This window comes from Rhodopseudomonas sp. BR0C11, assembly GCF_010820945.1.
Taxonomy (GTDB): Bacteria; Pseudomonadota; Alphaproteobacteria; order Rhizobiales; family Xanthobacteraceae; genus Rhodopseudomonas; species Rhodopseudomonas palustris_H.
Map to the genome: position 1 here is coordinate 1 of NZ_QTKI01000001.1, position 15,398 is coordinate 15,398.

The 15,398-nt window shown below is 62.6% G+C and carries 18 protein-coding genes; all 18 read right to left on the reverse strand.

The features are described 5' to 3' along the window. On the reverse strand, positions 1-600 hold a 600-nt coding region (locus tag DYI24_RS00005), incomplete at its 3' end, for a hypothetical protein (protein WP_164570775.1). Positions 601-645: 45 nt separating this feature from the next. After that, positions 646-888: a phage tail assembly chaperone gene (locus tag DYI24_RS00010; RefSeq protein WP_164570776.1), complete on the reverse strand. Its 243-nt coding sequence runs from the start codon at positions 886-888 to the stop codon at positions 646-648. Positions 889-1,010: 122 nt separating this feature from the next. Then, a complete protein-coding gene (locus DYI24_RS00015; protein WP_164570777.1) occupies positions 1,011-1,466 on the reverse strand; it encodes a phage-derived protein YdaY family protein in 456 nt (151 codons plus the stop codon). A 166-nt stretch (positions 1,467-1,632) separates the two neighbouring features. Continuing rightward, positions 1,633-3,120 carry a phage tail tube protein gene (locus DYI24_RS00020; protein ID WP_164570778.1) on the reverse strand — a complete coding sequence of 496 codons (1,488 nt, stop codon included), beginning with the start codon at positions 3,118-3,120 and terminating at the stop codon, positions 1,633-1,635. Positions 3,121-3,192: 72 nt separating this feature from the next. Continuing rightward, positions 3,193-3,423 (reverse strand): hypothetical protein, encoded by a 231-nt coding sequence (locus DYI24_RS00025; RefSeq protein WP_164570779.1) that lies wholly within the window; start codon positions 3,421-3,423, stop codon positions 3,193-3,195. Positions 3,424-3,433: 10 nt separating this feature from the next. Further along, complete coding sequence (locus tag DYI24_RS00030) at positions 3,434-3,874, reverse strand: phage tail terminator-like protein (RefSeq protein ID WP_164570780.1); 441 nt, start codon at positions 3,872-3,874, stop codon at positions 3,434-3,436. After that, entirely contained in the window at positions 3,874-4,530 is a 657-nt protein-coding gene (locus DYI24_RS00035) for a hypothetical protein (RefSeq protein ID WP_164570781.1), read from the reverse strand. The genes DYI24_RS00030 and DYI24_RS00035 overlap by 1 nt, the downstream gene beginning before the upstream one ends. Further along, positions 4,530-4,874, reverse strand: coding sequence for a hypothetical protein (locus tag DYI24_RS00040; RefSeq protein ID WP_164570782.1), 345 nt, complete (start codon positions 4,872-4,874; stop codon positions 4,530-4,532). Before DYI24_RS00040 ends, DYI24_RS00035 begins: the two co-directional genes overlap by 1 nt. Then, positions 4,874-5,533 carry a phage head-tail connector protein gene (locus DYI24_RS00045; protein WP_164570783.1) on the reverse strand — a complete coding sequence of 220 codons (660 nt, stop codon included), beginning with the start codon at positions 5,531-5,533 and terminating at the stop codon, positions 4,874-4,876. The genes DYI24_RS00040 and DYI24_RS00045 overlap by 1 nt, the downstream gene beginning before the upstream one ends. A 63-nt stretch (positions 5,534-5,596) precedes the next feature. After that, complete coding sequence (locus tag DYI24_RS00050; protein WP_164570784.1) at positions 5,597-6,181, reverse strand: hypothetical protein; 585 nt, start codon at positions 6,179-6,181, stop codon at positions 5,597-5,599. 83 nt (positions 6,182-6,264) lie between these two features. Beyond that, on the reverse strand, positions 6,265-6,708 hold the full coding sequence (locus DYI24_RS00055; protein ID WP_164570785.1) for a hypothetical protein: 444 nt from the start codon (positions 6,706-6,708) through the stop codon (positions 6,265-6,267). An 84-nt stretch (positions 6,709-6,792) separates the two neighbouring features. Next, a complete protein-coding gene (locus DYI24_RS00060) occupies positions 6,793-8,082 on the reverse strand; it encodes a phage major capsid protein (protein WP_164570786.1) in 1,290 nt (429 codons plus the stop codon). A 155-nt stretch (positions 8,083-8,237) separates the two neighbouring features. Then, positions 8,238-9,257: a phage major capsid protein gene (locus DYI24_RS00065; RefSeq protein ID WP_164570787.1), complete on the reverse strand. Its 1,020-nt coding sequence runs from the start codon at positions 9,255-9,257 to the stop codon at positions 8,238-8,240. Positions 9,258-9,271: 14 nt separating this feature from the next. After that, a complete protein-coding gene (locus DYI24_RS00070; protein ID WP_164570788.1) occupies positions 9,272-10,759 on the reverse strand; it encodes a S49 family peptidase in 1,488 nt (495 codons plus the stop codon). Then, positions 10,731-12,227 carry a phage portal protein gene (locus DYI24_RS00075; protein WP_164570789.1) on the reverse strand — a complete coding sequence of 499 codons (1,497 nt, stop codon included), beginning with the start codon at positions 12,225-12,227 and terminating at the stop codon, positions 10,731-10,733. The genes DYI24_RS00070 and DYI24_RS00075 overlap by 29 nt, the downstream gene beginning before the upstream one ends. A gap of 280 nt (positions 12,228-12,507) precedes the next feature. Beyond that, the gene (locus DYI24_RS00080; protein ID WP_164570790.1) at positions 12,508-12,834 is read right to left on the reverse strand and encodes a hypothetical protein; all 327 of its coding nucleotides are present in this window, start codon (positions 12,832-12,834) and stop codon (positions 12,508-12,510) included. A gap of 13 nt (positions 12,835-12,847) precedes the next feature. Further along, on the reverse strand, positions 12,848-14,575 hold the full coding sequence (locus DYI24_RS00085) for a terminase large subunit (protein WP_164570791.1): 1,728 nt from the start codon (positions 14,573-14,575) through the stop codon (positions 12,848-12,850). Further along, positions 14,575-14,961, reverse strand: a complete 387-nt coding sequence (locus DYI24_RS00090) for a hypothetical protein (protein WP_164570792.1) — start codon at positions 14,959-14,961, stop codon at positions 14,575-14,577. Before DYI24_RS00090 ends, DYI24_RS00085 begins: the two co-directional genes overlap by 1 nt. Positions 14,962-15,398 lie beyond the last annotated feature (437 nt).

Here is a 15,398-nt window from a genome sequence, read left to right on the forward strand (position 1 = left end):
GCTGGCAGCCGAAACCAGTCGGGAATCCAGCTCCGCGGCAAACGCGGCGCCGGCTTCCTGCGCCTTGGCCTTCGCGATCCCGGCGAGACCGCCGAACTCGGCCAGGAACGCGTCCGCGCTCTCCTGCGCGGATTTTGCCGGCGATACGCCGATGCCGAACGATTCATTGATGCCGGCTTGGGTCGAAGCACGCTGCACCGCCTCGGCCGCGCTCGCGGCGGCCTCGGCAAGCTGCTCATACCGGCCGTTCAGAACGCCGACGGCCTCGGCGATCGACACGTACCCCTGCGCCGCCAGCACCGACGCGTCGGCTGTAAGTCCGAACTTCCGGTACGCGGCATCCAGCAGCGCATTTGCCCGGTCCAGTCCCATGCCTCGATCGACAGCATTGCCGATCCGCCGCACCGCACCTTCGAACTGCTGACCGGCGCTGTAACCTTCGAGCAGCGACTTGCTGATCGACGCCATCCCCGGGACGGCGCGCGCCAGTGCGGCATCGGCCTGCGCCAACGAAGCATTGCGCGCCCGGTCGGCCGCAATCATCTGCTGGTCCGCGGCCACCTTTTGGGCGGCGCCGCGGACGTAACCAGTCACGTCCATGTCGGACGTGACCCTCAGCGATGAGAGAGCGACAGCCATTTTGGGTCATTCTTCCTTCGGCGGCTTGGTCTTCTCTGCCTCACGGGCGACGTGCTGCAGGTACTCGTCATCCATCGCGCAAATCAGCGCGAAGAACGTCTCGAACTCAGTTCCGGAGATGCCGTAGCGGGCTGCGTAGCGATCGATCGCGAGGAAGGAGATCTGCGTCTGGCCGCCGAACGCGCCGTAGTGTCGGTCGAACCGAAGCGCATGCCAGGCGCGCCACACCGTGCCGCACCATTCCGGCACCTGAGCATCGGCCGGTCTGACGGCAGACTCGCCGAGGTGCTCGGCATCAGCCTCTTCCTCTGCGACCCGCCGCAGCCATTCGTCGGTGCCCTTGCGCTCGAGCTCGTAGCGCAGGGCACCCCTCAGTTTTTTGAGGTATCCTCGACGAACTTGACCTCGTAGCGACCGACGCGGGTAGCCGCCAGCATGACAGCGCTACGGAGCACCCGGAACGTAACATCGGTCAGCGCGCTGAGTGCAGCATCCGGCGAGTACGGAATGTCCAGGCCACGCCAGTCCAGCAGCAAGTGTTGAGCGATGATCTCGCCGTTCACCTCGGCCAGGACCTCTTCCGGAATGGGCTGATAGTCGTCGTGGTCAGCGGACAGCGATGCGTTCGGATACTTCCTCGTGAGCCGCGCCGAAGCGGCATCACGCGCCACCGCATAGGCGGGATAGTTGGTGCTGCGCACCTTGAACGCGACGCCAGGACCAATTTCCGTCGACTCCTGCCAGTCGCCTTCGCGTTCCTTGTCGATGTCCGATTTCAGTGAATTGAGGATGACGGGTTTGTGAGCAGTCTTCGTCTGGGGGGACATTTGGTGTCACCTTGTTGGAGCAAGGGAGATGCACCGGCATTGCGCCGGCGCTGCAATGGCCGCTCCTCGAGGACACCAATCCTCCGTGGGCACCAACCCACTCCGGGAGCACGCCAGAACTACGGGAAGCGGCCGGCCCCATGAAGAAAGCCGACCGCCGATTAAATCAGGCTTCGAAATACGGAAGCCGGTCGATCATGAAGTGAGCATTGGTGGCAGGATCGTGAGACGACTGCCACGAAAGCGGGAGCATGACGTCGGTGTTCTTCGCCGAGGCCGACGGGTTTCCGTCGCCGCGGTAGATGGCTCGTGGAGCCTGGAATACCACCGCTTGACCGGCCTTGTCGACGCGGCCGTTGATCTGCCGCGGCGTGCCTGCATAGAAGGACTGGAGTTCGGCCAAGCTGCCGAAATAGGTCTCCAACTTCCCCGTCACCTTGCACTCGCCGTCGTTGATCGCGACGGGCGCGTCATCATCGACCGCGTCGAGTGCTCGAAGGTTGTTGTCGATCTGGAAGGACAGCGACTTCGCCCAGTTCGGGCCAACCAGCTGAGCGCCGGCCACCCCGAGGCGACCGACATTCGCGTTCGCGGCCATGACGAGGTTCGTCGTGACAGGATCCGGCGAGGCGTCGAGCGGCGTCGTGTCCGCGCCCCCACCGAGCCCCATCATGTTGAAGGAACCCTTGATCTTGTCACCGCTGTTGATGTCGAGCGACATGGTATTCACAACCATGCCGTAGTTCCAGATGTAGGACGGGGTCGCCTGCCCCATGAACCCGCGCTCGATCGTCACCGAAGTGGGCGATACGCCGTTCGCGATCCAATCGCCGAACCACACCTTGATAGTCTTCCCGGTTCCGGCGTCTGCCGTCCAATTGGACGGCAAGTTGTCCAGCGTGATCTTGTTCGCAGTGACGCTCACCACCCGGCCCCAAGCAGCCTTCCGCTTCTTCGCGCCGGCGGAGACCAGGAAGGCGAACTGGGACGCATCAGCCGATCCGCCGATCTTCAGCCACCGACCGACCGTCAACCCGAGCGTCGTGAAATCGAGTGCTGTCGATCCAAGTCCGTCGGCGAGTGCCGTGATGTCGCCCGCAGCCCCTTGGAAACCGACCACCTTCAGCTTGGCGGTGCCGGCCGGCGCCGCCTCCGCGACCAAGTTGAGACCGCTGCCGACGATTGTCGTGTCGGTTGCGCTCGCAGCCCGGAAAATCTGGTTGTTGGCTGACTGGCCGAACCCAGTCGCTCGAACGAGATGCCCGAGCTTCACCGCCGCGCCACCGCCGACCACCGCGAATGTGTCGAGCGTGGTACCCGCATCCGTGATCACGCTGTCGGCCGCACCGTCGTTTTCGAAAGTGGGGGTATTCACCCACGGGTTGAACATGGTCGAGCGGATCAGCTCCGACAGCGGGCTATTGTCCTCGGGATAGGACAGCTCGAAGTTGATGCCGCCGCCGGACGACTGCATCGTCTTGATCGGATCTCCCAACATCCGATCGTCCCGCATCTCCTCGGAGTCGACGTAAGTCGGCGAGAACGACAACGACTCACCGGTGATGCGCATCTTGCGCATGCGCGGCGTGTCAGGCGGAGTGCCTGGCGTGCCCTCACGTACAAGGGCCAAGTACATCCGGTTCGACGACGTCATCTCGATGTCTCCCAATGAAAAAGGCGCCTCGCGGCGCCCTGCTCGAAACCCTGATCTTGCAAGCTTGAACTACTACTCGGCACCGCTCTGCGGCCGGCGCGCCTTCTGCGGCAGCACTCGAGCTGGCTCTTCATCGATTGGCTGAGAGACCGGCTCAGGTGCAGCAGACTTCCTGATGAACCCGTTCTTCTCACGCTCTTCGCGCGTGAACGGCGAGATATCCTCGCCATCGCCGATCGTGGAACCTTCGACCAGCCGGCGGTTCACAGTCTTGAATGGCTTCACAACCTTGAATTCGGACATCGGCTTTCCCTCATTGTGCTTCGGGGCGACGCCAATCAATTGAGACGGCCGTCGCATAAACGTTGGCAGTTCCTCGTGCGGCGCGGCTCCCGAGATCTGCGTCGAGGAACTCGAGTTCACCGTCCAGAAGCTTGACACCGCGAAACAGGTTCGCCAGAGCCTTCGCTATACGCCGAGACTCGCGCGAACCGATGCCGCGCGGCACGAACACATGGAACCACAACGTTCCATCCTCATCCCAGCGATTATCAGCGGCGTCGTCTCCGCCGCCGATCGACTGCTGCGCGTAGAGGTTTGTGTCGAGCACGACGAGGACCCAAACATCAGGCGCGTCGTCCGGTTCGTCGTTTTTGTAGTCGTTCTCGAAATAGATCGACGCGAGCGTCGAATCCCAGTTGTTGTCCAGATGCTCTTTGATCGCGTCATAGACGTCGTCGTAGGGCGCATCCATCAGCTAACCTTCATCGACAGAACGAGCGCCGGATACGTCATCTGCGCGCCTGCCTGGGTGTCTTTACGGAGCTTCTTCCGCGCGTATGTGCGATACCCGCGACGAAACCGCCCCTTGAGGACATACCCATTTGGAAGCGGAATCATTGTGCGCTTGGCCGTCACGATATTACCGTACCTGGACAAGACGGCCTTACGGCCATCTTCAACTACTCCAGGAGGCACCGACATTCGCATGTGCCCCACGTCGATCTTCCGCGAGTACGGTTGGTCGTTGCAGATGATCACGGTCGCATTGATTGGGATCGCGTCAATGTCTTGCACGCGACCACCGCCGGGCAGCATCACGAACCACGATTGCTTGTAGCGCCCCGACTTTTCTGGCGATCGCTCAATGAGCGTATCCAGCGCGAATTCTACGATCTCGCGCCAATACTTGAACACATAGAGGATCGGCCCGGGCGGCTGTACGCTTTCCTCTGGCGCACCTAACCTTCCATTGACGTACCGATCGTACTGATCTGACGCCTCACCTTCATGGATTGCCTTGAGCAGCTCGCGCTTCGCGAACGCTGCAAGCTCTCGCGCGATGTTCTCCGGCGCGATGCCGGCGGTCGCCAGCTGCAGATCGCGGGCGAAGGTCGAAATCCTCGCCATCACTGACCCTCGGTGACGATCTCAAGGCATCCTTGGTACTCTCGATGGTCTGGGTCGATCGTGTTGATCGTCGTCTTCAGACCGCCGATGTAGACGTTGTCGAGTTTGGTGAGCGGGAGTGGAAACCCTGCGTCCCGAAGATCAAGGATCGAGACGATGATCTTGCGAGTCCCGGCCGTGATACCAGGTGCAAACTCATCCGGCGAATACCCCTCGACGATCGCCTTGACGTCAGCCTGGCTCTGAATCGCGAGCGGCAACGTCTTCGTCATCCGCCGGAAGCTTATGAGGTGGCCCCGACGGTTGATCCCGCGCCTTGCGCGCGCCGCAGCGGCATCGTCCATTATCCCACCGACTCATAGCAGAACGGGTCAAGAGTAGCGGCAATATCCGGCGGAAATGCCCCGTTCTCGCCGATCTGGCCAACCCAGTAGTCGACCCGCTCGATATCAGTTGTCCATTCCGACTTCACAGCAGGATCGCGTGTCGCGGCGAACCGCGCTCCGCGGATCAGCCCAATCGTTGCCCCCTCAATCGGAAGCGGCAACGTGAAGTCCGCCGTTCCCGGCAGCGTCCATCCGGCCTTGTAAGTCACCACCGTTCTCCGGCGGCCGCATTCAGCTGCGCGTAAACTGCTGCCGCGGACCCGACGTAGAATCCCGGCGGCTCCGTCGATTTCGATGTCATCGAGGTCGATCGGTTCGCCAGCGGCGACAACGGACACGACCTCTGTCACCGGCATCCTGGCCAGCATCAGCGTGTTGTAACGCGATCCTGTCCAAGGGCTTTGCCAGAAGGTCTCGGCGATTGTTTCAAGGCCAAGCGTGACCGATCCGTCATTCGCCGCAGGAACGCGGAGGTATGAGCAGACAGCCGCAGAAGCGCGGTCGATCAGTCGCTGCAGCTTTTCGTCCTGCGCCGTTCCCGAGATGTCGAGCTCAAGCTTAAGGTTGTCGAGCGTCGTGAGCTGCCGGCTCGTGGCTCGGGTGATCACGGTGAACATCGGCAGCTACTCCAGAAGGCATTGGCTGCGGGGACGTATCCCCGCCCGCCAGCGTTGCCGACATCAGCTCTTCGCGTGCGCTTTGATCGCGTCGACGATTTCAGCCTTGGTCGTGAGGCCGGTGATGTCGATGAAGTCCTGCTCGGCAAGCGACTTCAGCTCGTCGACATGCAGAGCATCGTAATCGCCAGAAGCGATCGCAGCCTTCACAACGTCGTCACGCTCCAACAGCTTGACGGCGTCGGCCTTGGTCTTGACGTCGCCGCCCGGGATGCCGCGCGTCTCGAGCAGCGCCTTCAGCTCGGCGACCTTGAGATCATTGTAGTCTGTCTTGAGGACAGATTTGTCGCCGCCGCCGTCGAGCTCGAGATCCTGCTGACCGTCCTTGTTCGGCAAGGACGCCGTTCCGAGTTGGCGGCGATTGAGATCGGAGATGACGAGATTGACGTCAGCCGATGCTCCCGCCGCCTTGGTGCGGTCGTCATCGCTCGCCCATTCCGCGACGCCGCGCTTGACCCACCGATCGGCCGATCGCGCCGACATCTCATAGGTTTTGCCAGCGACGAAGCGCTGCTCTTCCGGTGTTCCCTTGCGGTGATCGTCGACCACTCGCGTTTCGGTGAACTTGATGCTGACGTTCTCGTCCATTTCGCTCTCTCCCATGTGTTGAGCTGCACAGCTTCAGGGCGCCCCGTCGCCGGAGCGCCCTTTGCTCAGTGTGCGGCTACGGACTAGACCGCGGCCGCGACGCTGGTCAGGTTGCTGTCGCTCGCCGGCGAGTAGCGCGGATTGATGCCGAGCACGACCGCATCGGCGAGGCTCGCCGCCGTCGCCACGGTGATCCGCAGCTGCACGAAGGTGAACCCGTTCTGCTTGTCGAGATCGCCGGTATTGAGATCGAGGATCGCCTGCTTGTTGTCCGAGGCGGCCTTGGTCATCTGGACGATCGCCTTCCCGCTCACATCCTTGGCGCCGGTGCCGGAGCTGTCCTGAGCCTGGCGGAACTTGGCATCGATCGTCGCACTCGCGCCGAGCACTCCGGCCTTGATGATGGCCATGAGGCAGGGAACCTTCGCGGTGTCGATCCACGCGGTGTCGGCGGTGCCGGCCGCAATCGAGGCCGGGCTGATCACTCCGAGCACTGCGATCTGCTCGCTCGCTTTCGCGTTCAACATTGACTTCACTCCCGTGTCCGGATTTCCCGGCGGTGAACTGGTGGAAACGAGCGGCGCCGACCTCGCCGGCGCCGCCGAGGTGGGTTACGCGCGCTCGCCGAGCGTCACGAACGGGCTGAGCGTGTCGGAGCCCTTGAACGGCTCCAGCGGGGTGTCCCAGATCGGCTGGCCGTCCATCCGCACGACGAAGCGGAACGTGGTCTCGTCGTTGATGAAGCGGGCGTGGATCGAGATGTCCTGCTTGATGCCGCCCTTCTGGATCGTCAGGTACTGCTGGAGATCCATGGCGACGATGTCGCCCTTGTCGCCGAGCTGGGAATTGAACTCGGTCGGCACAACCGGGCGGCCGAGCAGACGCGAGAACGGTTCGCCTTCGATGGTGCCCTGCGGCAGGTAGATCGGCGTGTTGCCGATCTTCATCGTCATGAGCTGCGGCTCGATCTGCTGGTTGATCGTCCAGATCATCGAACCGCGGCTACGCAGCCACATGCGGGCCCACATCTTGACGATGTTCTCGACCACCACGGTGTCGGCGCCCTGCCCGCTTTCCGGCGCGACGGTGACCAGCGCGCCCGACTTCATCACGCCGAGCGGCATGCCGCTGCCGACGCCTTCGAAGATCGCGTCGTCGATCTTGAACGCGAACTCGTCGCCGAAGATCTCGGGGATCAGAGCGCCGAGCAGCGCCGAGTCATCGAGCATCTCGTCCGTCGCGTACAGCAGGCCGGTCAGCTTGTGCAGCCGCATGTCCATCTGCCGGAACTTCAGGTCCGTACCGATCTTCTGCTGGCCTTCACCGGTCCAGAACGCCTGGGCACCGCCGAACCGCGTGCCGTTCTTGCGGCTCGAGTCCCTCAGCGCATTGATCTTGACGCCGTTGGAGTTCGGGCCGACCGGCAGCTGACGGGTACGCGCCAGCAGATCGCTGCGCTCATAGGCGCGGCGCATCAGCTCGGGCACGAAGTCCTGCTGCACGAGATAGCCGCCATCCGCGCCGCCGCCCTCGTTCATGCCGCTCGCAGCGTTCCACTGCAGGCGATCATCGACGCCCAGCTTGCGGCCAGCAGCGACGATTGCCTGCATCTGCTCGCCGAGCGAACCGAACTTCTTCGTCGGCTCGGCCGGCACAGTCGAGGCGTGTTCCTCTTCGGTCTGACCGTTGAGGTTCGACGCCGACTCCATGGAGCGGCGCTCGTCCATCAGCGTTTCCTCGCGGGCGATCTGCGAGTTCACGGCCGGCAGCTCGGTGTCGACGATCGCCGCCAACCGCGCGGTCTCTTCCGTGGTAATCGTGTTGGCGTCTTCCTTCGCGGTCAGTTCGCCGGCCTCCTTCAGGAGCGCCGCCTTCTTGTCCCGCAGGGTCTTGATACGCATCACATTGTCTCCAAACGCAAAAAGCGCCCGGCGAGGGGGCGCTTTGATCGTCAGTTTCGGGTGTTAGTTCAATCGGGGCTCAAATGAGCCCGCCTAGACACGCGGAGATCACGGTCTCAACAGAGCCGCTACTCCACGAATTCGGTGCGCTGTTGCTACTTGCGTTCGCCGAGCGCGATGAAAGGCGACTGGGTGTTGTCAGAGTTCTTCGGCGTGATCGGCGTTGCCCAGGCCGGCTGCCCGTCGACGCGATACCGCGTCTTGAACGCCGTTTCGTCAGTGTCGAAGGATACGTGGATCGAACTCAGCATCTGCGGGTCGTTCTTGATCAGCAGGTACTGGCTGAAGTCGCACAGCATCAGGTCACCGGATGAACCGATCGGCGACGTGTATTCGCAGAGCTCGACGGGCATCTGGAGCAGCAGGCGCGAGCCAGGCTCCGCACCTTCAGTGAAGAGCTCGAGGCCGAGCTCCTCTTCAAGCTCCACGATCTTCGCGAAGATGTCGTTGCCCATGAGCCAGATCGCTTCGCGATGCGACGGCCCCCACAACCGGCTCGCCATATCGACGAGATTCTTCCTGGTGACGGAGCCGGCGGCTTGGCCCGCCTCTGGCGCAACCACGATCAGCGCACCACTCTTCATGATCCCAAGCGGCTTGCCGACGCCGTCTCCGTTCACGATCCCGTCTTCGATCGCGAATGCAGCCTCCAGGGCGAACAGCCGCTCGACCAGTGATTGCAGAGCGGGTCCGTCCTCGAGCAGCTCGTCGGACGCATAGATCAAGCCCAACAGCTTCTTCAGTTCGAGCTTGAGCAGCTCGACATCGATCCCAGACGGATCGCCGGTGCCACCCTCATCCGTCCAGAGCATCCTGGCGCCGCCGAAGCGGCTGCCTTCAGCGCGCGACCCTTCCTTGATCGCCGGGATGCGGAACGCCTTCCTCCCGGAGGTCATCTGCTCATCGCACCGCGCCAAGATCCGACCGGTGTCGTAGACCCGCGACCACAGCCCCAACGCGATGTCGTCAGGGACAAGGTAGCCGCCGGCCGATCCGCCCCCCTCATACTGACCGGTCGCCACCGACTTAACCTGCAGCCGACGATCCGAGACTTCGCCGCCGGCGCCGAGCACGGCGACAAGGAATTCAGCAAGGCTCACGAACTGCTTGTTCATGTTCGCTCCGATCATCAGGAGAGGCTGGCGAGCGCGAGACGGCGGCGGCGCGCAGCGCGCTCGGCGCTGGCGCGCTCTTCCGCCGTCGGCGGCGGCGAAGAGAACGACGCATTCGGCTCCAGTACGCAGAGCCATTCGCCAGCCGCGTTCTCGCCAAGCTTCGTGTAGACAGCTGCGCCGTTCGCGACCGCGACGGTCACAGTGTTTCCGACACAACTCGCGAGACCGCGCTCTAGGATTGCAGGGTCGAGCTTCGCTTGCTTCGGCCAGTCTTCGACAACGAAGACCTTCTTCTGATCTCCGTCCGAGTCCTGCCTGAACACGATCGCCCGCGCGTCCCCGAAGAGCGCTACAACATCAACGACAAGCTCTCCGACGTTGGCCGCGACCGCGGAAAGACTCGCGACGGCGGAAAGGCTGACGCCGCTAATGTCTCCGTCGACCGTCGTGACCACCTGATACAGCGCGGGCTCTTCACTCACCGTGGTGGCCGAATTCGCGGCCTTGTCCTGCTCAGCCGCCGGCTCTTCTCCGCCGGCAGCGGACGTCGGCGGAGTGCCATCCTCACAACCGCGGCGCCTTCGTGCGTCAGCGGGCTGCAGCTGTACTCCGCACCCGAGAAGAGCGGTGCGCATCGACTGGATGTCGTCGATCATGCCGACGCTTTTTGCCATCTGAGCCGACATGCACCGGCCCTTGCCGAACGTATTGATCACGGCGTCGGCCTTCATCCTGCGTCCGCGCGCAACACCGCCGATGAAATCGCGATAAGTCTGATCGACTTCGGTCTGGTAGTAGTTACGCGCCTCATCCGACAGCGGCTCGTACGCGTTTCCCTCGGTCTTGTACTCGCCGGCATAGATGAACGTCGGCTTGATACCGGCGTCCTTGAGCATCGCTGAGCAGTCGGTGTGCATCATGAACACGCCAACCGATCCGACGTCCGCAGACGGAACAGCGATGATGGTGGTCGCTTGCGAAGCGATCCAGTAACCAGCCGATGCGCACAACGGGTCAATGACCGCCGTAACCTTCTTCGCCTTGCGGGCATTGAACACCGCATCGGCAGCTTCCGGCGTTCCGGTCACCCGACCGCCAGGCGTGTCGATGATCAGAACGATCTGATCAATCGCCGGGTCCGCGGCCATCTCGTTCATGGTCTCTGCCAGCAGCTTCGTGCTGAAGCAATACGGCTGGTACTCGAGATCGTAGAGAGCAATTCCCTGCACCGGGACTACCGCGGTGAACTTCCCCTGCTTCGCGCTCGGGACGAGCTGCTGACCTGAGAACGCGGTGATGTGTTCCGGCTCAATGCCGTCCTCAGCATCGGCGCGGCGATCCGAGAAGAACTCCTTGATCTCGCCGTCGTGCACGCGCTCTCCACGCGCGATGCGTTCCAACAATACCGATAGAGATGCGCCGAACCCGTGCCGCATCTCGTAGGCAAGCGGAGCCCCGATGCTGTTTCGGATCTCACGCTTGAACCGCTGCATTGCGCCCATCTGCAACTCCCTGCACCTTGACGGCCGCGCTGAGCACCTTGGCGAGCTCCTGCTCGCGCCGATCCACCACGGCCTCGATATCGTTCGCGGCGATCAGCTCGTCGCGCTGAAACGCGCAGTATCGGCGCGCCTTTGTCCTGTCGAAGCCGAGCGTCTCCATGACGAAGCTAACGTGGCCGCCGTAGAATGCGGCCACCCACTCCCGGAATTCGTCCGGCTTTGCCGCCAGGCGCATCAGCGCCTTGCGAACCGCCTTATTTTCCTTCTGCGCCACCCGCAGAGCGCCGCCATCGATCCGCTGATCCTCGATCGCCTTCGGCGGCTCAGGTTCGACCAGTGCGGAATTCGCAGGCGGATCTGATGGAGGCTGCGTGTTGTCGGAGCGCTGCGCCATCGATCCCTGCGGCAGCACATCAGCCCACGGCTCCGGACGGCGGTTCCAGCCCTCGATGAGGCGAACCTCGTTCTGTGTCAGCCAGGCCGGAGCGCCGCCGGCGCCGAGAGCCTTGGAGAAGTATTCAGCCCGCGCGGTCAGGTTGCCGCGCTCCAGGGCATCGAGGTTGAACTTCGCTTCGTACAGGTTCGTCGCGGTGATCAGGTCGCGCCTGATGGCTTGCTCAATTCTGCGCGCCCACGGCCGGATCGTGTACTTGACGAAGTTGATCGACTGCTCTTCCACCGTCGACCGATTGGTTTGGTCGTCGATACCGAGCATGTGCAGCGGAATCCGCCAGAACCGCGCAACTTCGGCGATCTGCCACTTCCGCGCCTCAAGCAGCTGGGCTTCGCTGGCGTCCATCGACGCCTTTTCGAACTTGATGCCGTCCTGCAACAGCATCGGCCGGCCGGAGTTGTTGCCGCCGGCGTAGAGCTCCATCAGCTTTGAGATCAGGCGACGCTGCGCCTGGACCGACATGCGCTTTTGCGCGGAGAGAAAGCCGCCGATGTTCAGGCTGTTCGAAAATACCCGCGACGCGTACTCGTCGGCCGACATGCCGAGGCCGATCGCATCCGCGGCGAGGTCGACAGCTCGCAACCCGTTGACGCCGTCGCTCGAAAGACCCGGGATCCGGAAGACCTCTTCCTGCAGCAGCACTCGCGTCCGTCCGGTGAACGGATCGGTTACCCGAAACCTCAGAGTTCCGTCTGGCAGAAGCTCCTGTACGACGCGATCTGCATGCAGCGATCGCAGCTGGTCGACAGCCCCTCGCGGACCTGAGACGATCTCCGCATACCCAGTGCCGCGCAGAGCGGCATGCAGGATCGTGGTCTCCCAGAACTCGACCGCCGTCTGAATCTTGTTCGGCTGGTATCGGATCAGATCACCAACCGGATGATCGTTCGCCGGCTCGAGGCTTCCGTCCGGCAGCTTCCGGTAGACCTGCAACGGCAGGCTTCCCATCGTCTCTGCCAAGACCTTGATGCAGGCGAAGACCGCCGACGCCTTCAAGGCGAGATCTGCGGTCACCCTCTTTCCGGATGGCGTCTTCCGGCCGGGCGCGGCGAACCAGAAGTCGGCGTCGTCGCCGTAACGCTCCTGATCTTCCGAGTCGTCGGCCCTCCGCCCCAGCGACCAGATCGCCGCGACGGTGTTATTGATCCAACCCATTGGCTGACCGTCCTGATGATCATGCGTGCGTCGGCGGTCGGCCTCCGCGGGGCCGCGGGCGTCACACCAGAACGTCTACGAGGAGCCGATTACTTCCGCGGGTGCGCCGGCCACATCATTCGGCCGGCCGCGCATGGCATCAACCGCGAAGGCGCTTGCGCGATGCCACCACCGTGTTCACGCTGCGCGCCATGGAGGCGGCAAACTCTGCGGCATCCTTCGGCGCGTTCGCGACGAACGCTTCGTGCAGAAACACCGGAACGCGAACACCAACAAGAGCATCAGCGATCTGCTCACGGCTCACGCCGACGATCACTTTCGTCTTGCCGGTCACTTCTGAACCGAACTCATCGTTGATCTCGCGCCGAACGTGAGACCGGATTTCGGGGCTCGAAACAATCACTATCGCCCCATCGGCCGGCAGACGATCAAGTGCGAACAACTCTCGCTCGGCGAGCTCGGGCATAACTAACTCCACTTCAAACCAGAACGTCTTCGTCTTCGTACGCGGATCCGGCCGGCTGCGGGTTGAGCGCCATGAGCGACACCGCGTTGAAAACCGCCATCAACGGGTCGATCTTCGCCGACCCGCTGGCGGCTTTGTTGATTGCCGTCGCGTTTCCCTTGGCTTCGGCCTTGGCGTTGCCAACACACCATCTCATCAACTCGGAGTGCTCGTGGACCAGCATGTTTCCAGCGACACGGCGCTCTGTAGTCTTGATAGCTCCGTTCAGCTTCCAGCCTTGCGAGATACCAACGATCCGGCTGGCATTGATCCCGCGTTCTTCCGAAGTAAGCTCGTCGACGATATCGCCAATTCCGACGCTATCTACCGCGATGGCATGCTCATCCGCGAGAAGCCCCTCTTCCTCGACCTGCATGACGATATCGGCAACCGCGGCGACGTCGTCGCCAGGCACTTTGACAATCGTGAGTGTCTCTTCCTGCTCGAACTTCTTCAGATCGCTGACGATCTTCTTTCGCCGTTCAAGCACAATCTCGTGCGCCCATGCGCGGCACCACAGCAGCCATCTACCGGTCTTGCGTTCGCGCCCGAGCACAGCAAGACCGAGAAGATCGTCCAGTCCGCCGCCGTCGATTCCGATGACGACGACTTCGCTACGACGGAGCAAATCGCCGAGGCTAAGCACCCTTCCCTTCCCAAGATCCCAGAAATCTGCGCCGGCCCAGCGGTCAGCGCGCAGTTTCGTTCCGATCTGGACATTGAGGTGTTTCGCTAGAAAGACGTTGAGCCCTGACTTATCACCACGCTTTGCCTCAGCAAGCTTATCGGCGATCCAACTCGAGAAGACTGAGATATCGAGGTTCGGATTAGTAACGTAGAAATACGCCGGATCGAGATATGCCTCTGCGTCAAGCAGTTCCTGCGGATACTCGTAGAGCATCCCGAACTTCTTCGGGTCGACGATTTTGCCGTCGCGAATGTCGCGATACAGGTTCAGCTTCTCAAGAAAGATCCCTGTCGGTGCTTCGTCGGAATGTGTCGATAGGTAGATGACGAAGCCTTCTGGGCGCGAGACCAGACCTCCTGTCGCTTCGCGAAACATCGCCTCCGCGTTGGGTTGTCTCCCGAACAGCCAGAGCTCGTCGATCAGAACGAATGATGCTTTTTTGCCACCTACCGTTTTTGCGTCAGCAGAGACAACTCGGAGCACCGCGTTCGTGATCCGGTGCGTAATCTGCCGTAAGTTCTCCTGAACGTGGAGAAGATCGATCAGCTCCGGGTCGCGATAGACCATATCGCGCGCAGGGTCGAACGAGTTCTTCGCGATCTCGATCGTTGGCGCCAAGATCAGCAGTTGGGCAGACGGCCGCCAGTTGCGGATCAGCGCTGTGATCATGATGCCGGCGGCGATGGTCGACTTGCCGTTCTTCTTGCTGATCAGCAGGAAGAACTCGTCGATCAGCCGCTTCGCCGTCGAGTGGTCGTACGCGCCGAAGATGGCGAGCACAAAATCGAAGACCCATTGCTCGCCGGCCTCGCCGAACGTCGGCGGCCGCATCTCGCCGGTGACGGGATCCTCGATCGGCGTCGCGTCCACGATATGGAGCGACTTGAAGACCTCGAGCGCCGCGTACGCTTCGTCGGGGAACAGCGGCTGGAAGGGGACCAGGCTTTCCCGATTAACGATCCTGCGTTCCCAATCCGGGCACGCGGTCGACCAGATCCGGGCCGCTCCAGCCATCAGGCCTTGCTGCCATTGTTCACGACCAGCTTCGGCGGCTCAGGCGCCTTGAACTTGCCGCCAACGTTCTCTGCCGCGGCCTGACGCTCCTCCTTCTTGCCGAGCTTCGGCGGCTTCGGCGGCGACTGCGGCTGCGCCTTGCCGCGATCGCCGACAGCGGCCGCCGCGCGCGACACCTTTCCGATTTCGTCCAGCCGCTTGATCGCCCATCCGGCGCCTTTGCTGGCCTGCTCGAACATCAGCCTCGTCACCTCGCGGCGCCGATTGGCGTAGCCGTTCTCGAGCTCATACGCGCAGTGCTTGCGCAGCGTATCGACATCGACTTTCAACGACCGCGCGATCATCGCATCGGATTCACCGGCGTACTTCAGCTGCTCGACGGTCATCCGGTCCTCGACCGAGGGCTGCCAGGGCGGTCGGCCCGGGGAAGTTTTGCGCGCCGCCTTCTTCGCTGGCCGTGACGATTTTTTCGGCTTCACCTTCCGAGCGGGTTTGGCATTGCGCTCAGAAGTTTCGCCCATTTTTTCGGCAGAACCGACATCGTCGGTATTTTCGGTCATTTTCTGCTCACGGCCCCAAAATTCCGGCCGCCCCAAAAAAATCGTGCGCGTGAGACCCCGAGCGGTGGCGGCCCGTCGGTTCGTCGGGAAGTTGCCCCCGGGGGGTGCGGTACCGGAATGCGTCCGAGAGCGACCGCGCCGAAGGGTTTGCGGCCTGGCTGCATCGAAGGCTTCGAGGCGCGTTGATCTGGCGCGGCGATGGCTGGCCGCGGTGGTGCGCGGCTTCCGGGGAAGCCCCCCGCAATGCCCGGGGATGCCCGGGC